Origin of the sequence: Acinetobacter sp. CIP 51.11, assembly GCF_000369665.1 — a bacterium.
In the GTDB taxonomy this organism is placed as follows: domain Bacteria; phylum Pseudomonadota; class Gammaproteobacteria; order Pseudomonadales; family Moraxellaceae; genus Acinetobacter; species Acinetobacter lwoffii_S.
Map to the genome: position 1 here is coordinate 64,419 of NZ_KB850129.1, position 12,951 is coordinate 77,369.

10 protein-coding genes are annotated in these 12,951 nt (G+C 44.7%); 6 read left to right on the forward strand and 4 right to left on the reverse strand.

Annotation, left to right across the window (positions count from 1 at the left end):
• Nucleotides 1–10: 10 nt before the first annotated feature.
• From sstT to F894_RS04205, 3 genes are all read right to left on the reverse strand, one after another.
• On the reverse strand, nucleotides 11–1,207 hold the full coding sequence (gene sstT / locus F894_RS04195) for a serine/threonine transporter SstT (protein WP_005246188.1): 1,197 nt from the start codon (nucleotides 1,205–1,207) through the stop codon (nucleotides 11–13).
• Between the two features lie 328 nt (nucleotides 1,208–1,535).
• Nucleotides 1,536–3,284, reverse strand: a complete 1,749-nt coding sequence (locus tag F894_RS04200) for a SulP family inorganic anion transporter (RefSeq protein ID WP_005246190.1) — start codon at nucleotides 3,282–3,284, stop codon at nucleotides 1,536–1,538.
• Nucleotides 3,285–3,500: 216 nt separating this feature from the next.
• Complete coding sequence (locus F894_RS04205; protein WP_004280410.1) at nucleotides 3,501–3,818, reverse strand: ArsR/SmtB family transcription factor; 318 nt, start codon at nucleotides 3,816–3,818, stop codon at nucleotides 3,501–3,503.
• A gap of 281 nt (nucleotides 3,819–4,099) precedes the next feature.
• On the opposite strand from F894_RS04205, the gene cysK reads away from it, so the two are divergent.
• From cysK to F894_RS04225, 4 genes are all read left to right on the forward strand, one after another.
• On the forward strand, nucleotides 4,100–5,098 hold the full coding sequence (gene cysK / locus F894_RS04210) for a cysteine synthase A (protein ID WP_004280409.1): 999 nt from the start codon (nucleotides 4,100–4,102) through the stop codon (nucleotides 5,096–5,098).
• Between the two features lie 186 nt (nucleotides 5,099–5,284).
• Nucleotides 5,285–7,984 carry a heavy metal translocating P-type ATPase gene (locus tag F894_RS04215; RefSeq protein WP_005246194.1) on the forward strand — a complete coding sequence of 900 codons (2,700 nt, stop codon included), beginning with the start codon at nucleotides 5,285–5,287 and terminating at the stop codon, nucleotides 7,982–7,984.
• On the forward strand, nucleotides 7,981–8,391 hold the full coding sequence (gene cueR / locus F894_RS04220; protein WP_005246196.1) for a Cu(I)-responsive transcriptional regulator: 411 nt from the start codon (nucleotides 7,981–7,983) through the stop codon (nucleotides 8,389–8,391). The genes F894_RS04215 and cueR overlap by 4 nt, the downstream gene beginning before the upstream one ends.
• A 78-nt stretch (nucleotides 8,392–8,469) precedes the next feature.
• The gene (locus tag F894_RS04225) at nucleotides 8,470–8,664 is read left to right on the forward strand and encodes a heavy-metal-associated domain-containing protein (RefSeq protein ID WP_005100179.1); all 195 of its coding nucleotides are present in this window, start codon (nucleotides 8,470–8,472) and stop codon (nucleotides 8,662–8,664) included.
• A 94-nt stretch (nucleotides 8,665–8,758) separates the two neighbouring features.
• Here F894_RS04225 and F894_RS04230 read toward each other — a convergent pair whose 3' ends face one another.
• Entirely contained in the window at nucleotides 8,759–9,364 is a 606-nt protein-coding gene (locus F894_RS04230) for a TetR/AcrR family transcriptional regulator (protein ID WP_004280405.1), read from the reverse strand.
• A gap of 499 nt (nucleotides 9,365–9,863) precedes the next feature.
• Between F894_RS04230 and F894_RS04235 the strand changes: the two genes are divergently transcribed.
• Together F894_RS04235 and F894_RS04240 are read left to right on the forward strand one after the other, a co-directional pair.
• Nucleotides 9,864–11,645, forward strand: a complete 1,782-nt coding sequence (locus F894_RS04235) for an acyl-CoA dehydrogenase C-terminal domain-containing protein (RefSeq protein WP_005246199.1) — start codon at nucleotides 9,864–9,866, stop codon at nucleotides 11,643–11,645.
• Between the two features lie 83 nt (nucleotides 11,646–11,728).
• Entirely contained in the window at nucleotides 11,729–12,898 is a 1,170-nt protein-coding gene (locus F894_RS04240; protein WP_005246200.1) for a thiolase family protein, read from the forward strand.
• The last annotated feature ends 53 nt before the right edge of the window (nucleotides 12,899–12,951 follow it).

Genomic DNA, 12,951 nt, shown 5'->3' on the forward strand with positions numbered 1-12,951 from the left:
CAATATAAAATCAATTTGATGCGCGGTCTACTGCTGCAGTAAATAAAACATCGGTCGATGAATTTAGCGCGGTTTCAGTAGAATCCTGCAATACGCTGATGACCATACCAATCGCAACGACTTGCATGGCAATATCCGAAGAAATCCCAAACAGGCCACATGCAACTGGAATCAGTAACAATGAACCGCCTGCAACCCCTGAAGCGCCACATGCCGAAACGGTTGCCACCACAGAAAGAATGAGCATAGTGCTGAAATCGACGCTAATCCCCAAAGTATTTACAGCCGCCAATGACAATACAGTAATGGTCACAGAAGCACCTGCCATGTTGATCGTAGCACCCAAAGGAATTGCGATACTTGAAGTTGATTCCTTGACGCCCAGACGTTTTGCCAAGTCCAGATTGACTGGAATATTGGCTGCCGAACTACGGGTAAAGAAAGCGGTAATGCCACTTTCGCGCAAGCAAGTGAATACCAGTGGATACGGGTTGTTGCGTGTCATTAAGGCAACCAGAAGCGGATTAATTACCAGTGCAACGAAAACCATCGTTCCGAGCAACACAGCAAGTAAATGTACGTAACTGGTCAGCGTATCCAGACCAGATTCAGCAAAAGTCACCGCAACCAGACCAAAAATACCCACAGGTGCAAAGCTGATCACTAAACGAATCACATAATTCACTGCAAAGGCTACATCATTCAAAAGCGTTTTGGTGCTATCCGATGCATGACGGAAAGCGATGCCTAATGCCACTGACCAGGCCAGAATGCCAATAAAGTTTGCTTCAGCAATTGCAACAACCGGGTTGGCGACAAAACTGAGCAGTAAATTCTTCAGGATTTCTACCAGACTGCCAGGTGGCTGTAATTCAGCTTGTGCAGCGATATCCAGAAACAGCGTACTTGGAAATAAGATGCTCGACACCACAGCGCTCAGTGCAGCAAGGAACATACCCACTGCATACATGATCATAATCGGTTTGATGGGGGTGTTGGATTGACCCACCTTAAAATTCGCGATAGAAGCTAAAACTAAAATGAAAACCAGAATCGGTGCAACAGACTTCAAGGCTTTAATAAACAGGTCGCCCAATAGGCTTAATGAGGGAGTAGCTTCGGGAAATACCACAGCCACACCCACACCTAAAATAATGGCGATGATGATTCGAGAGACTAAGCTCATGCGCATAAGGGCAGAAAACATAAGGTTGCCTTGTGAAAATTACGAGGGCTAAATTTGGGAAAAAGTTGCGCTATTTTATACTTAATTTAAACAAGGCTTAAAATATATTTTTATATAAAAACCAAGATATTGATATTGTTGATTTATTCTAAAACTAATTGCTTTAAAACAGCGCTTATATTGAAGAAAAACTTCCTAAAATGATGAATAAATCAGCGCTTTTAAAATTGTATTCATGAAATAAATATCAAAGTTAAATAGATAAATTCAAATTATATTTGAAAATTCAGAAAAAACTGCACTTATGACCAGCTGGAATCTCCGGCCATAAGTTCCAGTATCTGCTGTTTTAAATCGTATAATCTTTATGCTGCTCAAAGATCTCTGGCGCCAAGTCCTGAATCGCCTGAAAATGGGTCAGATAAATGCGCCCGCTCAGATGCGTCATCAATTTAGAAGCTTGCAGCTTGTCCATGACCGGACCTTTAACTTCGGCAAAATGCAGGCGAATATCCAGTTTGGCCAGTTCCGCATTTAAATCTTCCAGCATTTCCAAGGCACTCAGATCAATCGCACTGATGCTGGAACAGTTAATAATCACATGTTGCAGCTGGTCATTCAGGCTGATCTCATTGATCAGATAACCTTTGAAGCTATTGGCATTCAGAAACGTCAGATTCTCATCAATCCGCAGTGACAGCACCCGATCGGAGGTACTGACCTGATGCCGCTGAATATTGCGAAAATGCTGGGTTCCTTCGACCAGACCGACGACCGCAATATGCGGTCGGCTGATTCGCCATAGCATCAGCACAAATGTCGACACGATCCCAATAATCAAACCTGTGGAAATATCAATCAGGACCACGCCGAGAAAGGTAATCCACATGGCAAGACCATCTGCCTTGGAATAACGCCAAGCATCAAAAAATGGCTGGAAATTAACCAGCTTCCAGATGGAAACAATAATCGTCGCGGCCAGAATGGTCAGCGGCAAATCTTCAAAAAATCCGGTAAAGAATAGGCTCACAAAAATAATCAGAATCGAGGATAAAACACCGGCCATGGGTGATTTAGCACCGGCATCGGCATTCACCACCGTCCGCGACAGGCTGCCCGTCACAGGAAAAGCTGAACTCACGCCTGCACTGATATTGGCCAGGCCGAGTGCAATCAGTTCCTGATTACTGTTTAAATGACTGCGTTGCTGTAAGGCTGTCGCTTGAGCAATCGACAAGGATTCCACAAAACTGATCATGGCGATCATGCTGGCACCCGGTAACAAGGTCATCACCAGTTCCAGGTTCCAGTGTGGAAAGGACAAGGGCGGGAAACCGGATGGGATTGCACCGACCGTTTTAATGCCCTGAAGCTTTAAATCCAGAAAGACAATCGCCACAATGCCGAGACACACCAGAATCAGGGGCACTGCACGGACTAAAAAATCTGTAGAACCGATACGGCTTTGTACCGCCTGAGATTTTAATAACTTGGGCAGATAAATCAGCAGACCCATAGAAAGCAGGCCGAAAATCAGGCTCGGTACGTGCAGTAACGGAAAGTATTGCAGCAGACTGCTGGCAAACTCCGGAATGTTATTGGCTTTTAAGGGAAGATCGACCAAAAACTTTAATTGCCCAAAAGCAATCAATAAGGCAGAGGCAATAATAAAGCTTTGGATCACCGGATGACTGATCAACTGGATCAGAAAACCAAAACGGAATAATCCCAAAAGCAGGGAAATAATGCCGACCATGAGTGCCAATAAGGTCGCAGCTTCGATATAGACCGGTGAGTCGACTTCAAAAAGTGGATTGAGCGTAGCAAAAGTCATCATGGAAATGATGGCCACGGGGCCAATCGATAAAGTCGAACTCCCACCGAGCAGCGCATAAATGATCATCGGCAGGATGCTGGCGTATAAGCCCATGATCGGCGGCAATCCTGCCAGCATGGCATAGGCCATCCCTTGAGGCACCAGCATCGCTACCACAATCAGGGCAGCCAGCACATCAGACTTAAATTTGACCGGCGTGTAGTGGCTTAACCATGCCCAGGCAGGCAGTCTATGCAGAAGTTTAGACTTGGAATTTGGCATAAAAAGGTCTAAATCACAAATATAGATATATTATGCACAAATTCTGCTAAGAAGTCTTAGCTGATCTAGATTCTTGATGAATCATTTTTAAAATGAAACATCTGGGTCAGTCGTAGATCATTTAAAAAACTCTATGATCGTGATCTTAGTGGTGTAGAACGACTTCAATAAGAGTTTAAAGAAACTTATCTTGATGACTGAAAAAAGAAAGATTCTTTATTTAGCTGGATTGCCACAATACAATTGATAAAGGGTATTTAAGACCACAATCAAATTTTGATCTTTAATTGAATAATAAATCTGTTTGCCGTCGCGTCGGGTATCTACTACATCGCTTTTACGCAGCATCATGAGCTGCTGGGAAAGTGTCGGCTGTTTAATCTCAGTTATTTCCTCAATTTCTGAAACATTCAGTTCCGCTTGAGACAGATGACATAAAATGAGAAGACGGTCGGTATTGGCCAGAGATTTTAAAATGCCAACGACCTGTTCTGCTGAATCGCGCATAGTCGTGATTTCAAAATCGGTTTTCATTCAATATGTCCATTATAAAGTTACAGCCCGTTAATTATACGGGTCTTAGCCCGTAATACCTTGCTAAAAACAGTTAAGTTTTATGGTTTTTAATGAATTGAATTATCAATTAAAATTATATTTTAAATATTGATAGATAAGATAAATTTATTGCATAGTGCAGAAAGTATTTTAGTTCACATTCGTGCAATCAAGTGCAAGTTTCATCAAACATCTACAAAGCAAAAAAATGCTTGTATGATGTTTATGTGACTTGAACCAATAACATCAGGGATATCATCATGAGTACAGATTCAGCTTTTCCAACACCGAGTAATTTAGGTATAGCGGTTTATAGTAATAATGCAGACGCGATTGGAAATACACCGCTTGTTCGTATTAATCGTGTGATTTCCGCTCCGGCCACGGTACTTGCGAAAATTGAAAGCCGTAATCCGGCATTCTCAGTCAAGTGTCGTATTGGTGCCGCGTTGATTAATGATGCTGAAAAATCTGGCAAGCTCAAATCCGGTATGCATATTGTCGAGCCAACCAGCGGCAATACCGGTATTGCATTGGCTTTTGTTGCGGCAGCCAAAGGTTATGATATTACTTTGACTATGCCTTCAAGTATGAGTATTGAACGCCGTAAGGTAGTGAAAGCATTGGGTGCCAATCTGATATTGACTGATCCGGCCAAAGGCATGAAGGGCGCGATTGAAGAAGCACAACGTCTAGTCAATGAAAATCCTGAACTGTACTACCTGCCACAACAGTTTGAAAATCCGGCCAACCCTAAAATTCATGAAGAAACCACGGGCCCAGAAATCTGGGAGGCGACTGCGGGCAATGTCGATATTCTGGTCGCAGGTGTCGGAACGGGTGGAACCATTACTGGTATTTCACGCTACTTTGAAAAGGTAAAAAATAAGCCTTTATATTCAGTGGCGGTGGAACCCGCTGAGTCTGCGATTATTGGTCAGGCCAAACGCGGTGAAGACATTACACCTGGACCACATAAAATTCAGGGGATCGGTGCCAACTTCATTCCGGGCAATCTGGATTTGGACCTCGTTGATGAAGTGATTGCCATTAATAGCGCAGATGCAGTCGAGTGGGCACGTAAAACGGCTGCTCAGGAAGGTATCCTGGTCGGTATTTCAAGTGGCGCGGCTATGGCAGCAGCAGCCCAATTGGCGGCTCGCTCTGAAAATGCCGGTAAAAATATTGTGGTGATTTTACCAGACGGTGGTGAACGTTACCTGTCTTCGATCTTGTTTGAAGATATTTCTGCCGAATAACATCGATGCATTCAATATTTTAAATACTGTTAGACAAGCTCGAAGTCATCTTCGGGCTTTTTTATTGGGTAATTTTAAATCGCAGCAGGACGCTGCATTATTTTTAAAATAGTCAGATGAAGGACTTGACCTTACCATGATGGGAATGTTTAAGCTATAACATCAACAGTGAGTTGAGGCATGGAGATGGGTATGGCAGAACAAGATAGCAACCGCTTATATGAGCAGCAGGTGCAGATTGGCGGTATGACCTGTGCCTCCTGTGTCGCTCGCGTGGAAAAAGCCTTGAAAAAAATTGAAGGCGTGGTCGAGGCGTCTGTCAATCTATCGACTGAAAAAGCTTTTATTAAAAGCCAGCAGCCGATTGCTGCCGCTGCGCTGGTTCAAGCAATTGAAAAATCCGGTTTCGATGTACCGACGCAACAGTTTGATTTGAACATTGAAGGCATGACCTGTGCATCCTGTGTGGCTCGCGTAGAAAAAGCCCTAAAAAAAGTGGAAGGCGTGTTGGATGCACAAGTGAATCTGGCCACTGAAAAGGCGCATGTGAGTGCGATCAATTCTGTGCCATTGTCCAAGCTGACTCAAGCCGTGCAAAAAGCCGGTTTTGATATTCAGAGCGATCGCATTGAACTGGCGATTGAAGGTATGACTTGCGCTTCATGTGTGGCACGTGTGGAAAAAGCTTTATTAAAAGTAGAAGGTGTCAGCGAAGCACAGGTCAATCTGGCCACCGAAACTGCCTGGGTGAAAGCCTCGCATGCCCAGATTCCGGCCTTGATTGCTGCGGTGGAGAAAGCCGGTTATCAGGCCACCATAAAATCTGGTAGGGATATGTCGACAGATAGCCATGATGCTTTTCAGGAAAAGAAAGCCAATGAAACGGCACAACTGAAACGAGATTTATGGCTTGCAGTCATTCTGACAGCGCCTGTATTTATTCTGGAAATGGGCTCGCATCTGATTCCGGCATTTCATCATTTTATTGCCCATACGCTGGGAACCCAGAACAGCTGGTATCTGCAGTTTGTACTGACCACTTTGGTGCTGATTATTCCGGGACGGCGTTTTTATCAGCATGGGATTCCGGCACTATTGCGTCTGGCACCGGATATGAACTCGCTGGTGGCCGTTGGAACCATTGCCGCATATGGCTTTTCCTGTATTGCGACCTTTTTTCCGGAGCTGTTACCGCAGTCCACTGTGCATGTGTATTTTGAAGCGGCCGCCGTTATTGTCGCGCTGATTTTACTGGGGCGTTATCTGGAAGCCAAAGCCAAAGGTAAAACCTCGGAAGCGATTCAGTATCTGGTGGGCTTGCAACCGAAAACGGCACGGGTAGAACAGAATGATCACTGGGTTGATCTGGCAATTTCCGATGTGCAACAAGGAATGTTGATTGAAATCCGTCCGGGTGAAAAAGTCGCTGTCGATGGTGAAGTCGTTGCCGGACAAAGTTATATTGATGAAGCGATGATTAGCGGTGAGCCTTTACCCGTGGCCAAACATGCCGGTGATCAGGTGGTCGGCGGTACGGTAAACCAGAACGGAACCTTGCAAATCAAGGCGACTAAGGTCGGCCAAGATTCGGTACTGGCGCAGATTATTCAGATGGTGGAACAGGCACAAGGCTCAAAACTGCCGATTCAGGCTGTGGTCGATAAAGTGACTTTATGGTTTGTGCCGGCTGTTATGGCGCTAGCGGCCTTGACCTTTATGGTCTGGTTCCTGTTTGGGCCTGAGCCGAATCTGACCTACGCCTTGGTAAATGCAGTCGCCGTACTGATTATTGCCTGTCCATGTGCGATGGGACTGGCGACTCCTACCTCAATTATGGTCGGAACTGGACGTGCAGCAGAACTGGGCGTGCTATTCCGTAAGGGTGAAGCTTTACAGTTGCTGCAACAAACCAAAGTCGTCGCGCTGGATAAAACCGGAACCTTAACTGAGGGAAAACCGCTGCTGACCGACTTTGAAGTCACTGCAGATTTTAATCAGCAGACCGTATTACAGCTCGTCGCTTCAGTGGAGGCCAAGTCAGAACATCCGATTGCCCACGCCATTGTTCAGGCTGCTCGTGAGCAAGAACTGGAACTGAGTAAAGTGACCGATTTTGATTCGATCACTGGTGCAGGGGTAAAAGCACAGGTTGCTGGTCAGCAGCTGCATATCGGTGCAGAACGTCTGATGCAGGACTTGGGCTTAAATGTCGATCTGTTTAGAGCCACTGCACAGAAGCTCGGTGATCAGGGTCGTAGTCCTTTATATGTAGCGATTAATCAGAAACTGGCTGCGATTATTGCTGTCGCTGACCCGATTAAACCGAATACTTATAGCGCGATTCAGGCCTTGCATGAACAAGGCCTCAAAGTGGCGATGATTACTGGTGATCATCAGCATACCGCGCAGGCGATCGCCAAACAGCTGAAAATCGATCAGGTGATTGCGGAAGTTTTGCCGCATGAAAAAGTCGATGCAGTACGACAACTCCAGCAGCAATACGGCGTGCTCACTTTTGTTGGGGATGGAATCAATGATGCACCGGCATTGGCCCAGGCCGATGTCGGTATGGCGATTGGAACCGGTACCGATGTCGCGATTGAAGCAGCCGATGTGGTGTTGATGTCAGGCAATTTACAGCATGTGGCGACAGGCATTGGTTTAAGTCAGGCGACCATGCGCAATATTAAACAGAACCTGTTTTGGGCCTTTGTCTACAATATTGCCTTAATTCCGATTGCCGCGGGTGTGCTTTATCCATTTTGGGGTATATTGTTATCGCCAATGTTTGCCGCAGGTGCGATGGCGTTGTCCTCCGTGTTTGTCGTCAGCAATGCCTTGAGATTAAAAGCCTATCAACCGGTGCAGTTTAAGGAGTCAGTATGATGAATATTGGTCAGGCCGCAAAACGGTCCGGCATCTCTGCAAAAATGATCCGTTATTATGAAGACATTGGTTTGTTGCCGGCTCCGAAACGTAGTGATACAGGTTATCGGGTTTATAGTGACGCGGACATTAAAACCTTAAGTTTTATCCAGCATGCACGTGAACTGGGATTTTCTTCAGAGCAGATGAAAGAGTTACTTGGCCTGTGGCTGAACAGCTCACGCCAGAGTAGTGAGGTCAAACAGCTGGCACAAAAACATATCCAGTTTTTACAACAGAAAATTGCCGATATGCAGCATATGCTATTAATTTTACAGCAATCGGTTGAGCAGTGTGCCGGCAATGAACAGTCCGATTGCCAGATTTTAAAACAGATTGAACAGGGTATCATTCCTGAGCAGCACTGACCTGATCTTCAATTAAATTTAGGTTAAATATAGTCTGCTGAATCCTATAAACTTTAAACCGATCCTATGGAGCTAAACATGAAATTCCGTATTGAAAACATGACCTGTGGTGGCTGCGCGCGCAGTGTCACGGCTACGATTAAAGATCTGGATGAAAATGCTACTGTGAATATTGATGTGGCGACTAAGCTGGTTGAAGTTGAATCGACAGTCAGTGAGTCTGAGATTGTTGCAGCTTTAACCGAAGATGGTTTCCCGCCTGTGGCAGCCTGATCGTTGTCGTGTTAGATCACTCTTAATGATCATATGAAATCATACAGCCAAATAAAAAATGCCTGATCGAATCAGGCATTTTTTATTTTAGTGATTATACCGATGAGATTTTATCTGGCGTCATCAGCGCCTGATTAATATACAGCTTAATCAGACGTTCACGTGACCCAATCGCTTTTTGGTAATTGGTCGAATTTAATAACAGCGAAGCGCCATAGGTGACTGTCCAGATATAAGACAAATAATCGCGAATCGACATGGCACTTTCTAAAGCCACCAGATAATCATGGGTGATGTCTTTAATCCGGATAATTCGTTCTTCACGAATACGATAAAGCTCCTGAAATAATTCTTTCAGATTTTTTTCGTTATTGGTTAAACGCTCTTCAATGACATGCAACAGGATGGTTCGGTTTGAATTGAGCATGTGATAGAGCATATATTGTGAAACATAATTTTTAATATCGTTATTATGCTTTTTTGATATTTCTAAAATTCTTTTTTCATTCAGAATAATCAGTTCTAAATATAACTGGTTCTTGCTTTTAAAATGTTTGTAGATGGTTCCTTTTGCGATGTCCAGTTCACTGGCCAGCTCACTCAGGGTAATGTCCTGATTATTATCCAGTAGCAGGCTTTCCGCCATGCTCAGGATCTTCTCTTTACGAAGAAGGAAGTTCTGCTGTCTTACAGTCGTCATCTTCTTGGTCCATACTTTTCGAAAAAGAACCTTTCAAGAGTATGCAATTTTGCACGCGATGGCTATAAAACTAAGGTCGTGATATTTATCTCATTTTGTATATTTATGCAGCAACTGCTGACAAATAAAAATAGCGATGCTGAGCAGCCAGAAATATTGTCAAGAAAACTGAACCCTAGAGATCAACTTTGCTAAATAAAATTCCATTTTCAGTATAATTATTTTATTGTTTCAGCGCACGAAGCTAAATCCTTCGACTGTTTTAAGCCCATATTTATCCGGGTTTAGTACGGAAAGTAGATCAATATTAAGCTGGCATATTCAGTCACTTATACTGAACATGAAGACGTGATTGTCAAGGCAACTTTATGAATCTAGATATAGATTTAACACTGCAGGAATTGGATATCACGATTTTAAAATCGCCCGCTTGGATTCTAATGAAAATTAGAAAATATTTGGCAACAGGATTGAGTATCACCCTTTAAGGAATTTAAAAATGCCGATTTATAATGCGCCGCTAAAAGACATGGAATTTATTTTAAATGATGTATTCCAAGCTGAACAATTTTGGCAAGGTAATGAAAATCTTGCACATTTAGATATGGCGACGGCAAATGCAATTCTGGAAGAGATGGCCAAATTTTCGAAGAATGTCATTCTTGACCTGAATCGTCCTGCAGATGAAGAGGGTGGTGCTCAGTTTAACAATGGTGTGGTGACGACACCCAAAGGTTTTAAAGAAGCGTTCAGACAGTTTGCCGAAGGTGGCTGGGTGGGCTTGGGTGCGCCTGAAGAATGGGGTGGGCAAAACATGCCGAAAATGCTCACGGTTCTGGCGGATGAAATGATCTGGAGCACCAATCCATCTTTCATGCTTTATCCGCTATTAACGGTGGGTGCAGGTATGGCGATCAGTGACCGCGCCTCACAGGAACAGAAAGAAACTTATTTACCAAAATTCTATACGGGTGAATGGTCGGGCACTATGTGTCTGACTGAACCACATTCCGGCACAGATCTTGGCATTATCAAGACCAAAGCTGAACCGAATGAAGATGGTTCGTACAATATTACCGGTACCAAAATTTTTATTACCAGCGGTGAGCATGATCTGAGTGAAAATATCATTCATCTGGTGCTGGCAAAAACTCCGAATGCACCAGCAGGTTCACGTGGTATTTCATTATTTATTGTGCCGAAATTCCTGATCAATGCCGATGGTTCACTCGGTGAGCGTAATACAGTAGCTGCCGGTTCGATCGAACATAAAATGGGAATTAAAGGCTCGGCGACCTGTGTCATGAACTTTGACGGCGCCAAGGGCTATATGGTTGGTAATGAAAATGAAGGTCTGGCCGGCATGTTCGTGATGATGAACTACGAACGTTTATCTATGGGGATTCAGGGCATCGGTGCAGCAGAATTTTCCTACCAGAATGCAGCACAATATGCGACGGATCGTTTACAGGGCCGTGCATCAACTGGTGCAAAATCTCCAGAAAAATCAGCCGATTCGATTCTGGTGCATGGCGATGTACGTCGTATGCTGCTCAATGTGCGTGCCAACAATGAAGCTTCACGTGCGTTTGCGGTGTATGTAGGTCAACAACTGGATATTACCAAATACTCAACCGATCCTGAAGCCGTGCGTAAAGCGACTGACCGTGTGGCGCTGTTAACGCCAATCGCCAAAGCTTATTTGACCGACAAGGCACTGGATTCTGCACTGGAAGCGCAAATGTGCTTCGGTGGTCATGGCTATATCCGTGAATGGGGCATGGAACAGTGTATCCGTGACCTGCGTATTTCACAGATTTATGAAGGCACCAATGGCGTGCAGGCGATTGACCTGATTGGGCGTAAAACCACCAAATGTAATGGTGCTTATATCGCGGAATATATTGCTGAAATCCGTGAATTTGCACAAAGTCTAGATGATTCATTGACGATTAAAACGGCGACATTAGAGACCTGTCAGCAACTTGAAGATATCACCAAATTCATCGTCGAGCAGTCTAAGCTGAACCCTGATTTTGCTAATTCGATTGCTGTCGATTATTTACATGCGGTTGGGCTGCTCAGCTTTGTCTATATGTATGCGCGGATTAGCAAAGCCGCCGCAGCCAAAGACGACAGCTACTTCCAGAATAAACTGGTACTGGGCAATTACTATGTGGCCAAAATACTTCCGGATTTGAGTGCACGAATCCAGCGTATTCAGGCCGGTGCGGAACTGGTGATGCAGTTGCCTGAAGACTATTTTACCGCACAGGCTTAACCCGCAATGATTGCGAAGGACCAGCCCTACAGCGCTTTGGCTATGTAGGGTTGATAACAATGATGAAAAAGGATGAAACTAAAATGATCGTAATTGTAGATGCAGTACGTACCGCGATGGGCGGTTTTCAAGGTTCATTGTCAAGCTGTACCGCACCGGATTTGGGTGCTGTGGCAATTAAAGAAGTGGTGGCACGTGCAGGTCTGTCGGCCAATGATATTGATGAAGTGATCATGGGCTGCGTATTGCCAGCCGGTTTAAAACAGGGTCCGGCACGTCAGGCTATGCGTCAGGCGGGTCTACCGGATTCAACTGGTGCGACCACGATTAATAAAATTTGTGGTTCAGGCATGAAAGCGGTGATGCAGGCAGCAGATGCGATCAAGGCCGGTTCAGCAGAGATTGTGGTTGCAGGCGGGATGGAGTCGATGTCAAACGCACCCTATTTAATGGACAAGGCACGTGCCGGTTTCCGCATGGGACATGGCAAAGTCATTGATCACATGTTCCAGGAAGGTCTGGAAGATGCTGAAACAGGTCTGTCGATGGGAATTTTGGCTCAGGAAATGGCGGATAAAAAAGGCTATACGCGTGAGCAGCAGGATGACTATGCGATTGGCTCATTAAATAAAGCCGTGACCGCCGTCCAGCAAGGCTTCTTTAAAGATGAAATCGTGCCGGTCACTGTCAGCAGCCGTAAAGGTGATGTGATAGTAGCGCAGGATGAACAGCCTTTAAATGCCAAAGCAGACAAAATTCCAACTCTGCGTCCAGCGTTCAAAAAAGACGGCACCATTACTGCGGCAAATGCCAGTTCAATTTCAGATGGTGCTTCAGCATTGGTGATCACCTCGAGCGAAATTGCTGCACAGCGTAACTTAAAACCGCTAGCTAATATTCTGGCCTATGCCAGCCATTCGCAGCATCCGTCAGAATTTACTATTGCACCTGTTGGTGCGATTGAAAAAGTCCTGAAAAAAACCGGTTGGGATGCTCAGGAGGTTGACCTTTGGGAAATCAACGAAGCGTTCGCCATGGTCACTATGTTAGCCATTGATGGCTTTAAACTTGATCCAGCAAAAGTGAACATTAATGGCGGTGCTTGTGCGCTTGGTCATCCATTGGGTTCTTCTGGTTCCCGTATTATCGTGACCTTGATTCATGCCTTAAAACGTACTGGTGGTAAGAAAGGAATTGCGTCCTTATGTATCGGTGGTGGTGAAGCGACTGCGATTGCTGTGGAACTGATTTAAGCACATCCTAAATCGTATATTCAGGTAGCAAACTCAATACTGATTCATTGGAG